Raw genomic sequence first — 18,196 nt, 5'->3', positions numbered from 1 at the left:
TCCCCTGGAGAAGATGCCGACTGCCTTTTTTAGTATATCGCGTTCAAGCTGAGCGTCTTTGAGTTCTTTCTGTAGCCGTTTGATCAGTTTCTGTTCTTCGCTCAGCTCGGTGGCCGCAGTTGCAACTTGACCAAGGCTTTTATGGCTTTGCCGCCATTTGGTGATCCGACTCGAATCAATGCCGAGTTCACGAGCGACTTCTTGTACAGAGCCTTTCGCGTAGGACAACTCGATGGCCATCCGTTTAAATGCCTCGTCGAACACACGTCTTTTCTTCATGGGTACTTTTGGGTTTGTTCCCAAATGTGCCTAAAAACTGTCTCCAGTCAAATGTAGCAAGTTCACCGGCTTATCAGGCCTGAATTAAGCTATTTGACCAAAAAAAATCCTTCTTGAACTAGAGTTTGTCTAGTCCATACGAAAACAACTCGTAACACCGCTATGCCCCTGTAGTCCGGTAGATTGTTAGTGTCTCATCTTGTTCTGCTTTTAGGAAGCGATCGATTTTAAATTTATCCTCTTTCCTCGTCCTGTCTTGTCAAACTTAGCCGTTACGTTCAATTTTAAGTACGAATAGCTTACTACTTTTAATCCTGATTAGTCTACACACTTAATTCATTCAATTAACAAGGTGTTCGCTATGAGTAAATACGCCCATTCCTCCCTAATACGAGCGTATACGGTGGATTTCAAACGAGAAGCCCTTCGAATGCTAAGTACCGGACGAACCCTACGTGAAGTGACTAACTTAATGGGGGTATCTATAAGTACGCTGACGCGCTGGAAAGGGGAAGAAGTAGCCAGAAACCAACCAGACAATAGTCGAATACCGGTTGGCAAACACCGGGTATACGACACTTCCGTTAAAGAGAAAGCCCTCCAGCAAATCCAGGCTGGTCAATCCATTGGAGTACTTTCAAAAACGATGAATGTGCCAACACATATACTTTACAATTGGCAACATAATGCGCAAATCATTTCAGATTTTCCAACGTCAAGTGATCGATCCACTAGTCAACGACAGGGAGCTGCTATACTAAGACGACCAAGTGATGTCCCAACTCCCGGGGTGCCATTACCACCTGTATTAGAAAAGACGCCTGAATTGGATATAACTCCTCTAAGAAAACAAGCTACCGTCAGTATGCAACGGATAACGCGCAAAAGATATGATGAGGAATTTAAACAAAGAGCCATTAAAAAGCTGGTCGCTGGTCGTCGAATGGATAAAGTAGCCAAAGGCATGGGGGTACCGGAAAATACCCTTAGAAAGTGGCTGAGTCATCAGGACGTTGGCGGAGAATCTAACTCCTTACCCCTCTGAAGGAGTTAGATTCTCCGCCAACAAATCGATTTACTGCTTATCCATCATCACTTCGTCGGCCCAGTTGGATCGGGCGTTCAATGAACTCCGCTACCTAGGTTGCTCGATCACGTAAAACTATCTTACGAGAACACGGCGGAGTCGTTGGCGTGTAAGACTTTCACGAGTAGAGCTTTCTTACTTTTATTCCTTCATAAGGGGCAATTAAGCAAGTTATTGGAACCTATACTTCGGTGTGACCGCTACATCTTCAGGCTATTTAACCGCATTGATGTTCTAAATCTGAGCAGACGCACCGACAGCAAAAAGGATACCCTTATAAAAATTCGGTTTGGAAACATATATGAGTAGGCTGATAATCAGTTTATTTCCTTTTGTAAAACCTTTTCTAGAAGTATACAACAGGGACTGCCCAAATCTCTATAGTCACTTTCACCTCAATGCTGAATAGAAAAACAAATTTTCCTATTCAGCATTGAGGTGGTCATAGATGGGCTATGGGATCTGGTCCAAACGATTAACCAATATAGATTTCTAACCGTAGTTGATAAATATGCGGTTGCTTACCATCTTCTAAAAGAAATCTTAGCTGAAGACTCAGCCAAATTAGAAGAGTGTGCTGATGCCAGCCTTACTGGCAAAACCAAGGAAAATGATCTTACTGATACAGGCGAAGTAATAAATAATCCCAGATCCTGGGATCTTACTGGAGAATCTACTTTTACCCTTTCTACTACGGACAAAGGGAAACACTATCTTAAGAATTTTAAGCGAGATGAAGTGGGAAATTGCATAGCAGACTATTGGAGAGTAGCTAACGGCTGGCAGCGGAATCGTCTACAAAAGCCACTTACCCACCTATTAATTACAGATAAACCAAGAAGCAGCGCGGGTATAAAGCGAAGAAAGTGATATCCATTTGGCACGTGCAGTGGCATCTATTTTCCATTAAACAAGCGTAAAGTCATTTGACAGTCAGTAGTAGGTTCTCTCTAGTATTCTCATTTGTCGGTTGGTCAAGTGTCCTAGCGCTGGTCAAGTAAGCCATTGGAAGTTAATTTTTTTACGTTGCCCTTCACGGGTTCAACCGACAGGGTTCAGGACAAGCCAGGGTTCAGGACAAGCCAAACAGGGCGTTCACCCATTCTTCTCCATCCATAAATACTTCTTTTTTCCAGATGGGCACGGTCTGTTTAATGGTATCAATGATGTACCGGCAAGCCACGAACGCGTCGCCCCGGTGTGCCGTAGCAACCCCAATTAAGATCGCAATTTCGCCGATTTGCAAGGTGCCTTTTCGATGAATGATAGTGTACCGTAAAATGGGCCAACGCTGGTGGGCTTCATTGGCAATTTTTTCCATTTCGCTAACCGCCATACGGTCGTATGCTTCGTATTCTAGCCTGTTTACCGAACGCGCTTGGGTCGAGTTGCGGACCACACCCAGGAACAAATCAATAGCTCCAGCTTGCTCCAACTCGATGGACTTTAGGGCCGCTGCCACATCAATGGGATCAACCGTAATAGCAATCATAAATCAGTTCTATTTTACTTGTTTATATTTATCCGGACACCACCACCCAAGCTTTTATAATCCGCTTCTAATGTACTAGTGGCCTGTAGAAACATGACTAGACACTACTCCCTAAAATCAACCTCCACTTACAGGGGGAATAAGGGCAATTTCGTCGGTAGGGCCAATTTCCTGATCCACTTCGGCATACTCGCCATTCACGGCTACCAATAGCGTTCGGAGACCCGCTAGCGCAGGATAGTCCTGGTGCAATTGACTGAGTAAATCTCCAACCCGTGTAGGCTCATGAATGGGTACCAATACGCTGGAATGACCAGTCAGGTCACGGGTCATGCCAAATAATAACACGGAAATAAATGCGCTCATGGGTTCCTATTTAAAAAAATGATGACAATGGTATTCGTGAATTAAGAAGTATCTCTTTGTATCGTGCTCCTATACCGTCAGTTGACAACGGGTAACTTAAGACGCTAATAGGCTACGGACTGATGAGTAAGGGCGTAAGGCCTGGTATAACTTACCCGCCAATGGTCGCCATGGATTCTGCGAGGGTAGCGCGGTTTCGTTCGGCCTCGAAACCATTGACCGGTCGGTGGGAGAAAGCCTGTCGAAAAGCGGCTGTCAGTTCTTGATCTGATGCGCCATTCCGGAGTAGTGCGCGGACATCTAATACCCCCTCATCATATAAGCAAGTTTTGAGTGTTCCCTGAGCGGTCAGGCGAATGCGATTGCACGTACCACAAAACGTCCTGCTGAAGGCGGCAATCACTCCTATCTGGCCTTGATGCCCTGGAATCTGGTACCCGGTCGACGTTGAAAAGGGAGCATCCATTCGTTTTTGTACTGTAGGGTAGTGTGCTCGAATCTCGTTGAGGATGCGCTGATGCGTCCAATGAAGCTTCGGATAATGACTCCCTTCGCCGTTAAAAGGCATTTCCTCAATAAAGCGCACATCAACGGGTAAGGTCCTCGTTAAGTCAACCAGCGGTCCTATATCTTGTGTATTCTGGCCTTCCATGACAACCGCATTTATCTTTGTCTGAATGCCGGCGGCCAGTAGGCCATCAAGTGTTTTCAGGACAGCCGGTAAATCGTCACGTCGGGTGACTTGCCGAAACCGTTCCCGATCGAGTGTATCCAAACTTAAATTCACGGATTTGATACCCAGCGCAGCCATAGCGGTTATGTGGGGACCCGTTAACACCCCATTTGTCGTTATGGAAATGTCGTTGAGTCCCGGAAGGCGGCTTAACTGGTGCATAAAACCCATAAGACCTGATCGCACAAAAGGTTCTCCGCCGGTGATGCGCACTTTTTGTACCCCTAAGCTGACCAGTACCCCAACTACTCGCTCCATTTCTTCAAATGTTAGTATTTGCCTTTTGGGTAGGTACTTTATTCCCTCTTCAGGCATGCAATAGAAGCACCGCAAATTGCAGCGATCCGTGACGGCCAATCGGACGTAGGTAATGGGACGGTTGTGATTATCGTAAATCATTTTGTTTTCTCTAAAATAGTGCGTGGATAAGACAGAGTCATCCCTTACCCCACTTTACACAGGCGATAGACTACAAGGCGAGTAGGATTAAAACTTTTCACTTATGCACACTCGTCTGCTTGTCAAAACGGGTTGGGGTAACCTAGCGGTTTATCTCGTTCCCTAACCGCCAATCATTTATGCTTGTAAGAAAACACAGCCTAAAATGATCAGACTGTTTTTCTGCTCTCTATCTAAAAAATCGGGGGCTTTTTTAATCCCAGGATTACCTTTAGACAATACCTACTAACATAGGTAACAGTCGGGTCGTTTGGCTACTGGTCACCGTTGCAGCCGGACAATGAAATCAGTTTTACTAGTTTGTAAATATTACATTAATATATCGTGCACCGGCTGCAATTTGGCGGGCAAGTCTGATTCATCCTGCATCTCCTTCAGATCAATTTCTATATTGCGGCAAATAGCAATCAAGGGCACATCGTTAGTAGCATTTTCAAACGGTTTCTGGCTGCTGTCACCCACCATCTCCATACTGTAAAATACCCAGGAAATTAGCATCGAGAACGGAATCGTGAGCCATATTCCAATTAGGGCCGTTTTGTTGGCCAACTCTTTAATGATATCCATCGGCAACACCGTAATAGAACAGCCAGACAAACAAGCCGCTGAATAGACCATATTGCCGGGGTAGTGGGAACGTTTTTATCCGTTCATTGCCGCCCTGTTTGGCCAGCAGATCGGTGAGGAATTCGGTAAGGGTATAATGCTCCTGCCCAACAATTTCACCCCGGCTTTTGAGGTGGGCAAATTGCTGTGATTGCAGCGTAAGCAAGGCGTTGGCCACGTGATTTTTCTGATGAAGGCTTTCGTATACCAGGGTGCTGGTAAATTTTTTCAAGGGTAGTTTCGACCCCTTCCGTATACGTTTCGGGAGACTTACCCCCGGCTAAAAAGGATAGAGATGTAAAACGCCACGGCTGTACCGATAGTAGCCACTGGCAAAAAAGGAATAGCGACAAATTTAAATCCGAACACTTCATACAGCAGGACGACGGCTGTGCTGATACAGGCCGACACTATAAGGGACATTTGGATTAAGTACCATATACTCGTTTGCTTGGAAACAGGGGTTCAGGATGAAAACGGGCAATGCCAGGACTGTTAATCAGCGGACCTGACATTGCGCCTAAGCCAGTGTTTGGCTGGTGAGACGTTTATGGATGGGGCCGGGTTTGTTTTTGAGAAAGCCCCCCGCTTTTTTGGTGAAGAAGGCTTTTATTTCAGCTATAATCGACAGGGCAATTTCATCGGGTGTTTCGGCACCGACATCAAGCCCAATGGGCGCATGTATCCGATTTTGGCTGGCTTCGCTAAAGAAATAACCATTTTTTTCAAAGTCGGCCTGCATCTTATCAAACCGTTTATGTGGACCAAGCATGCCAATATAGGGCACATCTGTTGTGAGTAAGTTCCGCAAAACAGCGAGGTCATAGTTGAAGTTGTGCGACATCAGCACCGCGGCCGTCCGGTCGGTAATGGTCAGCTTGTCAAGCACCGCTTCCCGGTCGGCATACAGCGTGCAGGTAGCTACTGGAAACCGTTTAGGCGCTAGATGGGCTACACAGTCATCTGTAACTGTGACCTGCCAACCTAGTTCACGGGCCAGTTTAGCAACCGGAATTACATCATACCCGGCGCCGAAAATGATAAGCTCAATGCCGGGGTCAATACGCTCAATAAACACCTCCATCTCCCCCGATTGTCGGGCATACACCTTATTGGATGGCCTGCCCGTTATAAATACATCCTGCATATCGGTCTGCAGCCAGTTGGGTACGGCGTCGGAACTAGAGTCGGTTCGAATAAAGCGGGTTCCGGCGGGTGTCGGGATCGTGGGATCATGGCTTTTTAGAACCGTTGCCATTACCTGAACATCCCGTTTTCGGGTGAATTTCTCCAGTAGGGCAACCGGATTTTTTGGATCGTTCAGGTCAATGGGTTCGATGAAAACATCAATAATACCATTGCAGCCCAGACCGACGCCGAAACTGTTAGCATCGTCGTCCATCGTATCGTAGGTAACGACGATGGGTTCTCCATCAAGCATGACCTGGCGGGCCTTGCGCAGGGCATCACCTTCCAGACAGCCTCCACTAATAGCGCCTTCCCACCGGCCATCGTCGGTAATGAGCATTCGGGCGCCCGGCCGACGGTACGATGAGCCTTCGACCCACACCACGGTTGCCAAAGCGGCTTTGCGCTGGCTAAAATCAACCTGCCCAAAGACCTCAACAATACGACTTATCTCTTTCATGACTCGATTCAGACTTTACAATAGACTTCTGATGAAGCGGTTTCAGCTATCAATAGGATAGAATAGCCCCTTTGTCAAGCCACACTTTTTTTGGGCGACAAAGGGGCTAGATAGTATATTGACGGCTCTACACCAGTTCGGTTTGTAGCGCACCCTCAAACGTGTTGAGAATGGCAGGTACATCCCAGTGTTCTTCTGCCGGTTCGCCGGTAAGCATCATAGGTACTTTGGTAACGCGTTCGCCGGTAGCCATTTTAAGCGCATTGCCCATGGCAGGAGCGATACAGGCACCCATGGTTTCGCTGCTACCACTGGGTCCCTGCGTGCTTGGCACGATATAGCATTCGACTACTTTAGGCGATGTGTGCATACGGGTAATGTGCACGTCGCTGTAGAAACGCTGGTCTACACCGCCATTGCTAAACGTAATCCGGCTGTAACGGGCCATGCCCAGCGTAAATAACGCGGCTCCTTCCATTTGAGCGATTACGTTATCGGGGTTGATGACCATTCTACAATCCATAACACATACCAGCCGGTCGATGCGCCAGTCGTTGTCAGGAAAAACGGTTACCTCAGCGACACAGGCTGCATAGCTACGGTGAGCGGGCACTACGGCTATGCCACGACCCCGGCGGGTACCCGGTTCGCCCGGCGCCAGGGGTTTGGACCATTCCGCTTTTTCGGCAGCCAGGCGCAGGCATTCCTTTTCACGCTTGTCGTCCGTCATCATAGCCATCCGGTATTCGAAAGGGTCCTGACCGGCGGCTTCCGCACATTCATCGATCATACTCTCGTGGGCGAAACCATTGTGGAAAGTACCGGACGTACGCAGCCAGCTGACGGTGATCGGCAATTCGGGCGAATGAAGATCCAGGCGGTGGCTTGGTATATCATACGGTTGATCGACTGAGCCCTCCACGCTCATAAAATCAATCCCGTCATGTATTACAGAGGATTCAAATGCGGTGCCTTTACAGATAGACTGACCTACGGCACGGTGAGCCCAGGCGATCAATCTGCCATCCTGATCAAGACCGGCATCAATTTGATGGATGAAACCGGGGCGCAATACCGTACCGGGGCTGCTCACATCGTCTTCGCGGCTGTACATCAGCTTAACCGGCTTATCGGTACCCAACGCCTTGATAACGGCCAGGTTTTCTACCCAGCAAAGGGCGTGCGGGCCACTTCGGCGCCCAAAGGAGCCGCCACACTGCGTCATGTTCAACTTCACTTTATCGGGGCTAATGCCCATCATGCCCGCAACGGTATTTCCATCAATGGTAAATATTTGCGAAGGCCCCCACATCTCTACCGTTCCATCGCCATGAATCTGCATGATGCTGTTCATGGTCTCGAAAGGCATGTGGGCGCTGTAGGGCACTTCAAACTCATACGTCAATTTTTTGGCAGAGCCTGCCAGGGCGGTGTCAACATCACCATAATCAATGGCTTTGGTACCTGGCTGCTTCAGTAATTCCCGGAACGATGCCCGGATGCTGTCGCTGCTGAAATCATACGCGTTGCTATAGTCCCATTCTACCTGTAGCTTTTCCGCGCCTTCGTATACGCTCCAAAAATTATCGCCGGCCACAATAACACCAAACGGGCATTCCACAACCTGACGCACGCCTGGGAAAGCGAGGGTTTCAGCAGCATCAAAGCTCTTGACGGTAGATCCAAAGCGCGTAGGTCGCTTAATGACGGCGGTAATCATGCCCGGCAGCTTTATATCCTGCACAAACTGTGTCTTACCATGAATTTTATCATAAGCGTCCAGTCGCGGAAAGTGCTTGCCGATGTACGTGAACTCTTCGGGGTCTTTTATTTTCACTTCTTTGGGCACCGTCTCCCCCATAGCCTCGGCGGCAATATCACCAAAGGTCAGGCTTTTTGCGCTTTGACTGTCGGCAATTACACCTGCTTTTATACGCAGATCCGCCGGAGCCGTTCCTAGTTTTTTAGCAGCGGCCGCTAAAAGCATTTGCCGCATAGCTGCACCAGCCGTACGGTAAATCATGTATGAAGAATGGATGCCGGTTTGCCCGCCACTGCCCTGTATGCCACCAAAAAGGGCGTTGCCGTAGGGTCCCTGGGGTGTAGGCTGGCCGGGTGCGGTGACCACCCGAATCTGGTCAAAGGCGGCATCCAGCTCATCCGCTACTAAGGTAGCCAGACCCGTGTAAATACCCTGGCCCATTTCCAGGTGCTTACTAACGACGGTTACTGTATTGTCAGCATTGATCGTAATAAAGGCCAGCGGGTTTGGCTCGGCGGGGAAAATGAAGGTGTCCTGTGAAGGTGCTTGTTCTGTATTCATTGTATTTTTCTGGAAGGGTTATCAATTAGAAGAGGACTCCTGGTATCCTGTGCGTTGCAACGTAGCCGCTGCATAGTGAATACCTTTCCGAATACGGTGATACGTAGCGCAGCGGCACAGGTTGTGCTTCATCGCTTCATCAATATCTTCATCCGTGGGGTTGGCATTTTGCTTCAATAAAATAATGGCACTGCCGATTTGCGCCGGTTGGCACATACCACATTGGGCCACATCTAAAGCCAGCCAGGCATTAAACACAGCCTCCGCCACCGGACCTTCCTGCCCTTCGATGGTGATGACTTTCTTCCCCTGTACATCAGCCACAGTATTTTTACATAAATGCACCTGGGCCCCGTCTACCTCGCATACGCAGCCGCCACATACGCCGTGACCGCAGCCATACTTGCTTCCTGTGAGGTCAAATTCTTCCCGAACTACCCAAAGCAGTGGCATATCCGGGTGGGAAGTCACCTCTCTTTCCTGTCCATTTAAATGAATTGTCGGCATGATTATACTTAGGTTTGTAGGTTTGATAAGACGGTGTACTAAAAAAAGGTAACAGATTAAACAAGTATCCTGATAGCTCTGGTTGGGTCTCGTACTACATTCGACTGGAATGGACATCGACTCTTACCTGCTTCTTCAAATTACGTAAAGGCTATTAACAGGCCTGCCTGGTTACGTTCTACCACTTAGTAAAGCAAGCTACGATTCAGCTACTTAGTAATAGTAAGCGGCAAAGTTGATAATTCAGGTGCTAAAAAAATTGAACGATAAGGCTATTCTTGACATCCATGCAGGTTAATACGGTGCGTCAGTCGTCATCAATTTAGTTCAGCCAGAAAATGGTCTTATGCTGAAATGCGTATGCCTGGCATACCCAATATTCTGGCTAAATCAGGCGCTACATACCAGAGAAAATAACATAAAAGGCTCTAACGATACCGTATATACGCCATACGCTTCAGGCAGATATTCAGTAGGAAGGATTACTTTTTTTGAAAAAAATAGAACGTAGCGGCTATAATTTAAAACCATAAAAATTAAATCTAAACCCAGGTCCTACCTGACCTTACCCCAATTGATTTGTTTGTTTTTGAGTAGGTAGTAAGGGACAGCACCGAAGAACCGTTTAAACGTACGGCTAAAATGGGACTGGTCCGTAAAGCCATAGTGAAGGGCTGTCTCTCCTAAGGGACTCCGCTGACGCACTTCATGCTGGATCACCCGCTTCAGGCGTATCCAGATCAGGTATTGACTGAGTGACATGCCCAATTGCTCACCAAACAGGTGCCTGGTCCGTTCGGTTGAGAGGGAGGCTACCCGTGCCAGGTCCGTCAGGGAAATGCTATAAGCCAGATTCGCATCAATATAAGCCATCAGCTTCTGCATCCGCTCATCAGGTGTTATCGTCAGTCCTTCCCCAGGAAAGGGGAACAGAAGTCTCAGCAACTGGTCAGCCAGTTGAGGTAAACTGTTCCGGTGAAGTAAGGGCGCCCATTCCGGGAAGAGGGACTGGAACTGCCGGGACATATCCAGCCAGGCATATTGGCCCAGATAAGCGATTAGGACAGGATAGAGGGGGCAGTGGACATCAATGTAATAAATTAGTAGGGTGGACTCGTTTCCAATCAGAGCATGTGGAATGTTTTGGTTGATCAGGATCGCGGTAAGCTGCGGCAAATCTTGGTTGTCGAGGTGGCAATAAAAGGGCTCTTTAATGCTGATTATAAGCTTGACACCCTGAAACTGGTGGGTGGCAAATGTGGCCTGATGGGCCACAAAATAAAGTAGATCGTCGGCGGGATATGTCATGAAGGGGAGTGGAAAATAATACCCGGATCGTGTTACGGATGCTTACGTCAGACGAGCTACCCCGTTTGAATAAACGTCGATCATCGGATGCTTACGGGTTTTTCTTAACCGAAAGGGTGAACGAACTGCATGACAAAACACCCCGCTCGATACCAGAAAGGGGACTGTTCCAGACTCTTATTCGGGCGAATTTTCAAGAGGATCTGGTTCTGATAGCTAGGCGCGTGGCAACTAGCGTCTGTCACTTGATACCCTACCTAACAGTCCGATGGCATGTGGGCATAGTATAAAACCTTGCATATACGTTTCGTTTACCTTATAGTTGCGTAAATTCATCTTGCATCTAAAGGTTAGACAGACTTTAGGTATCGAGGCAACAGATTTTATCGCCAACAGTACCCGTCAAATGGATCGCTCCGGTTATAAAGCTATTTTCGGCTGACGAAACGCTACGTTGTCCTGACAAAAATTAACGTTTACTGATAGAAAATTTACTGGAAAAATTATGACTAATAAGTTTGTCGAGTATATTTGACTGTACAGGAGACCCCATTGTAGCTTCCAAAATTCCCAACTGATGGCAGCAGGAGTAACATTGATTCATACTTAATAGAAACCGTTGTTAAAATCCCACGCATACTATATAATAGTAAATATATTCATATGAATAAATTTTCCTGTTTGATCATTGAAGACACGGATGAGGATGCTCAATTTCTCAAGGATACATTGGCATCGCTTTTTATATTTCAACAGATTGACGTCAGTAATACGGCCACCAGTGCCTTGAGTCGATTAGCAACCATTCACTATGATCTCATTTTCCTGGATATGCAGATGCCAGATCAACTTGGCATCGACTTTCTGCGAGAAACCCAAAATCGGCCTCCGGTCATTGTGGTATCTGCCAACGTAAGTTATGCTTTGCCCTGTTATGACCTTGAGATAGCGGACTTCCTGAGCAAACCATTTGAGCCGTCACGTTTGCTTCGATCCATCAAACGAGCGTTTAATAAAACCCCAACAGCGGTAAAAAAAATAAGTCAGAACCTTATTTTTCTCCAGGCAAACCGGCAAACAATACCCTTTCGTTTTAAAGACATTTGCTTTGTTGAAGCCCACAGAGACTATACTAAAATACATAGCCCACAAACCGTAACGATCGTGAGTCATACGATCTCCTGGATTGAGATGCAACTACCTGCTGATACGTTCATGCGTATCCAGAAGTCATTCATTGTCAATCTGAACTGGATTACAGCTATTGAGTCTCGAAGTGTGTGGGTCAATAAAATCAAACTTCCGGTGGGCACTCAGTATGCAGATAAAGTCCGGCAGTTTATACAGGGAGACCACTAAGTAAACAAAATGCATTTTCATTACTGATTATTCCTAAGTATGTAGCAGGCTGGCCGTAACGGTATAGGTGCTTACACGTCTATTTTTATTGTAAAATGGCTTTTACTGGCAGGCAGTATCATCTTGCCCTGGAGTCGTAACATGGCCGCATAGGTTTAGGGGCGGCTGGCCAAGCTGGTTTAAGACTGATTTTGTCTGGCGTGTCCAGTCAATCATTCTATTGATTCATTTACAGTTTCCAGCACCACCATAACCCTGTAAACGGGTTCGATGGAGGTAGCTGGACAAGATTCTTTTAGTAAAACGTTATAAACTAACTGCACCCGAATGGTCAGAAATTCCACGTTGATTGGTCTGCTGTGGCTCCTGGTCGTTTGTACCTATGGTCAAACGGCTAAGACTGCATCGGCACAGTCCGATACAACCCGGCTTCGGCTTTATTGTGAGAAAATCGACGCACTTTATCAGCAAGATAAGGTCGATTCTGTATACATTCTCGTGCAACAGGCATTACCCCTAGCGACTAAAGCTAAGTCTTCCGCTTATCTGGGAAGGCTTTATAATCATTTAGGGCTTTATTATGGCTCGAAAAGGCTACTCGACAAAAGCATTAACGCCTTGCAGCAGTCGATAGTGTTTTTACGTCAGGCGAAGGATATGAACCGCTTGGGAAGATGTCTCTACGCCCTGGCAATAAAGTATGCCGCTCAGTCGGATTACGAACAAGCGATCAGGCAATCCCTTTATACATTGTCATTTGCAAAAAATAGTAACAATAATTTTGTCATCGGTGCGACATATACGTTGTTGATTGAAATTTATAAAACCATGAAGGATATCCGTTTTCAACAGATTTATACGGATCAATTACTTCATTTTGCCAGTCAGACAGGGAACAACAGTATTTTAGTGAATGTGTACATGCTTAAGGCTAGCCAGTATGAGGAGCAGAAATTCTATGACAAAGCCTGGCCTTATTATGAAAAAGCACTTAAACTCGCTTATGCAAAAAGCAAAAACAGGGCCTATTATGTAACTGTGGTCATTACCGCCATGGAAAATAACCTGCGCCACCGCAATCGGTTCAGGGAGGGGGCACTGTTACTGAAAACAGCAATCAGAATGAATGAGGAGGCTGGTGATATTCCAGGGTTAGCTAATGTGTGGAACGCGCTAGCCCAGAATTATCAAAGCCAGGGCCTTGACAAGCATAGCCTGCAGGCGGCTACCAAAGCGTTAGCCTATGCGCACCAAAGTACGTTACCCAGTATTGTCATGTCGGTCCTGCCCACGATCGTGGCCATCCAGGAAGCCAGTGGGCTATATCAGGAGGCACTACACAACCACCAGGCGTATGTCGTTCTGAAAGACAGTGTATTTAGTCAGGAAAAAAATGAAAAGATCGCCCAGATTCAGGCTCGCTACGAATTAGATAAAAAAGAGAATGCCATTCAGTTGCTGAATAAAAATTCCCAGATTCAACACCTGAAGGCAGCTCAGGAGAAACGTCAGCTCGTGCTGGGTATGTTTGCATTGGTTCTTGGCCTGGGTATCATCAGTTACTTTCTCCGGCGGTCCTACCTCACCCAGAACGTACTAATCCGGCAAAAGCAGGAAATTCAGACGCAGGCCACTCAGTTAGAAGAAGCCAATCGACTCAAAGACAAGCTTTTTTCTATTTTGGGCCACGACTTACGCAGTCCCGTCGCCAGCCTGAAATTCAGCTTTTCACGCTTGAAAAAAAGTGAGCGTTTATCAGAGGATGATTTTAGCGGGCTGGAACAGAAAGTAGACGCCCTGTCCCATACGCTGGACAATCTGCTCTACTGGTCGCTCCAGCAGCAGCAGGGGCTACAGCTACGGCCACAGCTGGTGAGTCTGGGTGAGCTGGTCGAGGATACACTGGCCCTGTTCAGGGAGTTCATTCGGCAAAAGCAACTACGGGTTACGGTCGATCTGTCACCCGCCGAGGTCTGGATGGATGAAACCCTATCGCTACTCGTGCTGCGCAACATTCTGCACAATGCCATTAAGTTTACCCCGCCGGGTGGTGCTATTCACATTGATAGTTTTCAGGCGTCTGCCATGACACGTCTTCGCATTGCGGATACGGGCATCGGGATGGATCTGACGGGTTCGAGCAAGCCGGAGCCCAGCCCTGAACAGGGTACAGGACTAGGTCTGGCCTTATCGAACGAGCTGATGCGCTACAATAAGGGTGAGCTAAAGCTGGAAAGTCACATGGGGCAGGGCACGACAGTTACGCTTAGCTGGCCGAACGGGGCCAACCCGCCCTTGTCCCCTACAGAAACGGTTGAAGGTCATTAAGTAAAAAGACGCCGTCGCCTATAGAATCGGCCGTTGGCAACGTCCTGTGTCTACGATAAAGCAGCATCACCGGCTTTAGTCAAACGCTTGTGTCACCCACAAAGCGCGCTGAAAAAGGCTAAACAATGCCATTCCAGGGTATTGTATAAGGTTGTCTGACTTAAAAACGACCGCAACGTTCAATTATCCCGTCGCTGAGTTGGCCAATTTTGCGGTCGATTATAAACGATGCCTGCCCGTTAAAAATGGTCTTCGGCAGGCTAAACAGTATACTCATGCGATTTACAATTACCTCATTACTTTTAGTAGTAACATGTTCAGCTTTCGCACAAATTAATGAAGTGGATACCACCCGGTGGCAGTACCGGATTACAGCCACCGGTATTGTTTTAGGCGGTAACGTAAATGATTTTATCTCCTCCTCCCGGGCGGAAATAGCCCACAATGGTCCCAAATGGGGGCTTTATTCCGGCACCTCGTATACCTACAAGAACCGCGATCATGAAATAACAACGAATGATGTTACGTCCCGGAATATCCTCTCCTACGGTCAGCGACGGCGCCTGTATCCGTTTGTCATTGTCTCCCTGTCTAAAAGCCTGCGACGGGGAATCGACTTTCAGTACCAGGTAGGGCCTGGCGCTGCCTACCGGGTTTTCGGTAATCAGAACAGTTACTTACGGGTTGGGAGCGCCGTCATTTACGAACGGAGCAAATACGAAGGGGATCACTTTGAAAACTACGCCGGCACCAGCGATGTGATCACCAAATGGCGTCTGCAGGCTTTCGTGGCGGGTACCCAGTCGCTGCCGGGTGGCCGGGTGCGATTGGTCTACGAGGTAAACTGGCAGCCTGCTTTTCAGGGACCAAACAACCGGGTATATGCTCTGGCAGGTGCTGAGGTACCCATTAGCCGGAAAGTGGCCTTACGGGGAAACCTGGAGTATATCCACGAAAACGTAGTGTTGGTGGAGAAATCCAAATACGATTTTATCGTCTCCTTTGGCCTGACCATTACGAATATATTTAAAAACCATTCCGAAGAAATCGATGAAGACTGAACCTGTATCCCTGGAACTGGCCGAACGGGATGAAAGCACGGGCCGGGTAGAGGCCTTTAGCGATGGTATTTTTGGGGTCGCTATTACGTTACTGGCCCTGGAAATCGGTGTTGAAGAATACCAGGGCGCTACGGACGCCAGTCTGTTGGCCCATATTGCCGAATTATGGCCCAAATACCTGGCCTACATCAATAGTTTTGCGACGGTCCTGCTGATGTGGCTCGCCCATCACCAGATGTTTAAATTCATCAAAAAGCCCAACAGCAGCCTGATTTTGACCAATGGTCTTTTATTGCTCATTGTCGCCCTGGTTCCTTTTCCCACCAAAACGGTCGGGCAGTTTATTGACACGGAAGCCCGGAATGTTGCCGTCGAGTTTTATACGGGGTATTTTCTGCTGGTCAATTTTGCCTTTCTGCTCGTCTGGCGAATAGCCGCTGCCAAATCCAAAGGGCTGCTGCACGCCTTTGCAACGCACGAAGTCGTAGCGACGGTTAGTAAAAGCTATCAGATTGGGGTGCTGATCAATCTGATCTGTTTTGGGCTGTCTTTCGTCAATCCCTGGTTAGGTATTGGTGCCAATGTGATTTCCTGGATCTACTGGGCGGTGTCGTTCAAGGAATGAAAAACCCTTTTTCCTTAAAAACTGTCTGAAAATTATTTCTTACCTGGTCTGAAAGCCAACGGGTCGGTTTTCAGACCGGGTTCTTACGTAGCAAGTCAGTACATCAATGAAACAAATTACGGTTATCGGAGCATCGGCGGGGGTAGGGCTATTGACGGTTCAGCAGGCGCTAAAAAATGGAAACAAAGTCGTTGCGTTATCACGTCATATAGACACGTTGCCCGATCAACCCAACCTGATCAGCCTTCAGGGATCATCTACCTCACTTGCCGATGTGAAAAAGGCGGTTGCGGGGTCAGACGTTATTATCGTAACGATTGGAACGGGAAGCAGCACCAAAGCCACGACGCTCTATACCGAGTCGGCCAGGGTGCTCCTCCAGGCATTGGCGGAACTGAACGTACAGCCGCCATTACTGGTCGTTACCGGTTTTGGTGCGGGCGATAGTGCTCACTATCAGTCTTTTCTGATGAGTCTGGTCATGCGCTTTTTGCTCAAAGCCGTTTATGCCGATAAAACAGCCATGGAAGAACTGATTACGTCGCGTTATCCGAACTGGGTCATTGTACGTCCGGGGCGGCTTATCGACGATGCGTTTACGGGCCTGTATCGAGTAGAGACCAGGTTGGTGAAGGGCATGCAGATCGGGAAGATCAGCCGGGCCGATGTCGCTCATTTTCTGGTCAAACGAGCCGAATTGTTTCCGATCACCAATCAGTACATCAGCCTGTCTTCCTAAGGGTAATACGTACTCACCCCACCCCAACCCCTCCCCTTAAACGAAGGGGAGGGGCTAGTGTCCGTAAGTCACCTCTTCCTTTGAACGAAGGGGAGGGGCTAGTGTCCGTAAGTCACCCCTTCCTTTGAACGAAGGAGAGGGGCTAGTAAGTCACCCCTCCCCTTAGTTCAAGGGGAGGGGCCGGGGGTGGGGTAAACTAAGCCAACACTTGCTAAACGCCTGCCCAACCCGGTGGGTGAAAAGAGGGGTATGCCCCAAATTTTAGCCGCTGCGTTCTATTTTTAGGGATCAATTGTCCTAACATTTGCGCCATACAACGATCTGACGGCTGTCCTGCCTGTAGGCAGCCAACCAGGTTGACCAAACAGCGCCCTCGTTATGACCCCTCTATTCACCAATGAAGTAATCTGTTTTGTGGCGCATGACGCCAGCATGAGCGAGCATTTCTACCACTGCCTGAAACTGGTTGTCAGTTTTAAGGGAACGTACTCGTGCTTATTGGATGGTCAGAAACTGACCAACGTCTCTGGTCACATCCTGAACCGAAGTACACCCCATGCCTGTGAGGCCGTAGGGGCGAGCGTGCTGGTTTACTGCATTGATCCGGGGAGTCTGCTGGGGCGAACCATCCTCACGTTTTTAGGCGAACGTGCCTGGGTAAACATTAGTGACCAGGTGGTTGCCGAACCGCTCAGACAGATACTTGACCAGGGGCAGCAGAACCTGCAGGGAAATATTACTCCAGGCCTTGCCTTTGACGTAATGAATGCGCTATTCCCCTTGTTTCAGCGCGATGATACGTTGGCGATCGATGAACGGGTTACGAAAATTGTCAATTATGTGGATGAGCATTTGCATAAAAAGACGCTGTCTCTTGTGGAAATGGCCGAACTCATTTCCCTCTCTCCCGATCGTACCCGGCATTTATTTGACGAAGAAATCGGTGCGCCTTTCCGGCAGTACGTCCTCTGGAAACGTATAAAACTGGTTATCCATTCCGTGGTGAACGAAGACCTTACGTTAAGCAAAGCCGCTCATCACTATGGATTCGCGGATCAGTCGCATTTCAACCGGATTTTTAAACGCATGTTCGGGTCAAATCCGGCGTATCTGCTGAAGAAGAATATTCATACTCAGTTTCTTATTCCATTTGTTGACTAATACCCAAATGGTAAACATAAGAGATGTCAATTATTGAATCTTATAGATAATTTTTAAACTTAAATTCTTAAACATGTAGTTGTAGTTTAAAAAATTAAATTTTTTTAAACATTTA

General features: G+C 47.7%; 19 protein-coding genes. 8 read left to right on the top strand and 11 right to left on the bottom strand.

The genetic code is table 11. The features are described from left to right. On the bottom strand, positions 1–279 hold a 279-nt coding region (locus BM202_RS19655), incomplete at its 3' end, for a transposase (protein ID WP_143100717.1). Positions 280–640: 361 nt separating this feature from the next. Between BM202_RS19655 and BM202_RS19650 the strand changes: the two genes are divergently transcribed. Then, positions 641–1,324: a transposase gene (locus BM202_RS19650; RefSeq protein WP_093829234.1), complete on the top strand. Its 684-nt coding sequence runs from the start codon at positions 641–643 to the stop codon at positions 1,322–1,324. Between the two features lie 480 nt (positions 1,325–1,804). Then, positions 1,805–2,236, top strand: coding sequence for a hypothetical protein (locus BM202_RS19645; RefSeq protein WP_093829232.1), 432 nt, complete (start codon positions 1,805–1,807; stop codon positions 2,234–2,236). A gap of 202 nt (positions 2,237–2,438) precedes the next feature. Here the strand turns inward: BM202_RS19645 and BM202_RS19640 are convergent, their stop codons facing one another. The 10 genes from BM202_RS19640 to BM202_RS19600 form a co-directional block, all read right to left on the bottom strand. Continuing rightward, positions 2,439–2,858: a molybdenum cofactor biosynthesis protein MoaE gene (locus tag BM202_RS19640; RefSeq protein ID WP_093829230.1), complete on the bottom strand. Its 420-nt coding sequence runs from the start codon at positions 2,856–2,858 to the stop codon at positions 2,439–2,441. 117 nt (positions 2,859–2,975) lie between these two features. Next, a complete protein-coding gene (locus BM202_RS19635; protein ID WP_093829228.1) occupies positions 2,976–3,224 on the bottom strand; it encodes a MoaD/ThiS family protein in 249 nt (82 codons plus the stop codon). A 151-nt stretch (positions 3,225–3,375) separates the two neighbouring features. Then, complete coding sequence (moaA, locus tag BM202_RS19630; RefSeq protein ID WP_093829226.1) at positions 3,376–4,356, bottom strand: GTP 3',8-cyclase MoaA; 981 nt, start codon at positions 4,354–4,356, stop codon at positions 3,376–3,378. A gap of 369 nt (positions 4,357–4,725) precedes the next feature. Continuing rightward, positions 4,726–4,983 (bottom strand): bestrophin family protein, encoded by a 258-nt coding sequence (locus BM202_RS19625; RefSeq protein WP_093829224.1) that lies wholly within the window; start codon positions 4,981–4,983, stop codon positions 4,726–4,728. After that, on the bottom strand, positions 4,970–5,254 hold the full coding sequence (locus BM202_RS19620; RefSeq protein ID WP_093829222.1) for a bestrophin family protein: 285 nt from the start codon (positions 5,252–5,254) through the stop codon (positions 4,970–4,972). The genes BM202_RS19625 and BM202_RS19620 overlap by 14 nt, the downstream gene beginning before the upstream one ends. 38 nt (positions 5,255–5,292) lie before the next feature. Then, on the bottom strand, positions 5,293–5,445 hold the full coding sequence (locus BM202_RS37300; RefSeq protein WP_177236630.1) for a hypothetical protein: 153 nt from the start codon (positions 5,443–5,445) through the stop codon (positions 5,293–5,295). A gap of 97 nt (positions 5,446–5,542) precedes the next feature. After that, complete coding sequence (locus tag BM202_RS19615; protein ID WP_093829220.1) at positions 5,543–6,670, bottom strand: XdhC family protein; 1,128 nt, start codon at positions 6,668–6,670, stop codon at positions 5,543–5,545. A 127-nt stretch (positions 6,671–6,797) separates the two neighbouring features. Beyond that, positions 6,798–8,993, bottom strand: coding sequence for a xanthine dehydrogenase family protein molybdopterin-binding subunit (locus BM202_RS19610; RefSeq protein WP_093829218.1), 2,196 nt, complete (start codon positions 8,991–8,993; stop codon positions 6,798–6,800). A gap of 21 nt (positions 8,994–9,014) precedes the next feature. Then, complete coding sequence (locus tag BM202_RS19605) at positions 9,015–9,500, bottom strand: (2Fe-2S)-binding protein (protein WP_093829216.1); 486 nt, start codon at positions 9,498–9,500, stop codon at positions 9,015–9,017. Between the two features lie 555 nt (positions 9,501–10,055). Next, positions 10,056–10,808: a helix-turn-helix domain-containing protein gene (locus BM202_RS19600; protein WP_093829214.1), complete on the bottom strand. Its 753-nt coding sequence runs from the start codon at positions 10,806–10,808 to the stop codon at positions 10,056–10,058. A gap of 663 nt (positions 10,809–11,471) precedes the next feature. Between BM202_RS19600 and BM202_RS19595 the strand changes: the two genes are divergently transcribed. The 6 genes from BM202_RS19595 to BM202_RS19570 all read left to right on the top strand — a co-directional run bounded on the left by BM202_RS19595 (position 11,472) and on the right by BM202_RS19570 (position 18,081). After that, entirely contained in the window at positions 11,472–12,167 is a 696-nt protein-coding gene (locus BM202_RS19595) for a LytR/AlgR family response regulator transcription factor (protein ID WP_093829212.1), read from the top strand. A 327-nt stretch (positions 12,168–12,494) separates the two neighbouring features. After that, positions 12,495–14,495: a tetratricopeptide repeat-containing sensor histidine kinase gene (locus tag BM202_RS19590; RefSeq protein ID WP_093829210.1), complete on the top strand. Its 2,001-nt coding sequence runs from the start codon at positions 12,495–12,497 to the stop codon at positions 14,493–14,495. A gap of 275 nt (positions 14,496–14,770) precedes the next feature. Next, the gene (locus tag BM202_RS19585; protein WP_177236629.1) at positions 14,771–15,556 is read left to right on the top strand and encodes a DUF481 domain-containing protein; all 786 of its coding nucleotides are present in this window, start codon (positions 14,771–14,773) and stop codon (positions 15,554–15,556) included. After that, positions 15,546–16,181 carry a TMEM175 family protein gene (locus BM202_RS19580; RefSeq protein WP_093829206.1) on the top strand — a complete coding sequence of 212 codons (636 nt, stop codon included), beginning with the start codon at positions 15,546–15,548 and terminating at the stop codon, positions 16,179–16,181. The genes BM202_RS19585 and BM202_RS19580 overlap by 11 nt, the downstream gene beginning before the upstream one ends. 106 nt (positions 16,182–16,287) lie before the next feature. Then, the gene (locus BM202_RS19575; RefSeq protein ID WP_093829204.1) at positions 16,288–16,920 is read left to right on the top strand and encodes an NAD(P)-dependent oxidoreductase; all 633 of its coding nucleotides are present in this window, start codon (positions 16,288–16,290) and stop codon (positions 16,918–16,920) included. 378 nt (positions 16,921–17,298) lie between these two features. Then, positions 17,299–18,081, top strand: a complete 783-nt coding sequence (locus BM202_RS19570) for a helix-turn-helix domain-containing protein (protein ID WP_093829202.1) — start codon at positions 17,299–17,301, stop codon at positions 18,079–18,081. Positions 18,082–18,196: the final 115 nt, after the last annotated feature.

It is taken from the genome of Spirosoma endophyticum, from assembly GCF_900112365.1.
Taxonomy (GTDB): Bacteria; Bacteroidota; Bacteroidia; order Cytophagales; family Spirosomataceae; genus Spirosoma; species Spirosoma endophyticum.
Note: the sequence above shows the minus strand (reverse complement) of the source record. Positions and strands in the feature narration are given on the sequence as shown.

Excerpts from the sequence above, each read along its gene's own strand:
- BM202_RS19650 (WP_093829234.1), top strand. The coding sequence starts at position 641 with ATGAGTAAATACGCCCATTCCTCCCTAATACGAGCGTATACGGTGGAT.
- BM202_RS19640 (WP_093829230.1), bottom strand. The coding sequence starts at position 2,858 with ATGATTGCTATTACGGTTGATCCCATTGATGTGGCAGCGGCCCTAAAG.
- BM202_RS19635 (WP_093829228.1), bottom strand. The coding sequence starts at position 3,224 with ATGAGCGCATTTATTTCCGTGTTATTATTTGGCATGACCCGTGACCTG.
- moaA (WP_093829226.1), bottom strand. The coding sequence starts at position 4,356 with ATGATTTACGATAATCACAACCGTCCCATTACCTACGTCCGATTGGCC.
- BM202_RS19625 (WP_093829224.1), bottom strand. The coding sequence starts at position 4,983 with ATGGATATCATTAAAGAGTTGGCCAACAAAACGGCCCTAATTGGAATA.
- BM202_RS37300 (WP_177236630.1), bottom strand. The coding sequence starts at position 5,445 with ATGTCCCTTATAGTGTCGGCCTGTATCAGCACAGCCGTCGTCCTGCTG.
- BM202_RS19615 (WP_093829220.1), bottom strand. The coding sequence starts at position 6,670 with ATGAAAGAGATAAGTCGTATTGTTGAGGTCTTTGGGCAGGTTGATTTT.
- BM202_RS19610 (WP_093829218.1), bottom strand. The coding sequence starts at position 8,993 with ATGAATACAGAACAAGCACCTTCACAGGACACCTTCATTTTCCCCGCC.
- BM202_RS19605 (WP_093829216.1), bottom strand. The coding sequence starts at position 9,500 with ATGCCGACAATTCATTTAAATGGACAGGAAAGAGAGGTGACTTCCCAC.
- BM202_RS19600 (WP_093829214.1), bottom strand. The coding sequence starts at position 10,808 with ATGACATATCCCGCCGACGATCTACTTTATTTTGTGGCCCATCAGGCC.
- BM202_RS19595 (WP_093829212.1), top strand. The coding sequence starts at position 11,472 with ATGAATAAATTTTCCTGTTTGATCATTGAAGACACGGATGAGGATGCT.
- BM202_RS19590 (WP_093829210.1), top strand. The coding sequence starts at position 12,495 with ATGGTCAGAAATTCCACGTTGATTGGTCTGCTGTGGCTCCTGGTCGTT.
- BM202_RS19585 (WP_177236629.1), top strand. The coding sequence starts at position 14,771 with ATGCGATTTACAATTACCTCATTACTTTTAGTAGTAACATGTTCAGCT.
- BM202_RS19580 (WP_093829206.1), top strand. The coding sequence starts at position 15,546 with ATGAAGACTGAACCTGTATCCCTGGAACTGGCCGAACGGGATGAAAGC.
- BM202_RS19575 (WP_093829204.1), top strand. The coding sequence starts at position 16,288 with ATGAAACAAATTACGGTTATCGGAGCATCGGCGGGGGTAGGGCTATTG.
- BM202_RS19570 (WP_093829202.1), top strand. The coding sequence starts at position 17,299 with ATGACCCCTCTATTCACCAATGAAGTAATCTGTTTTGTGGCGCATGAC.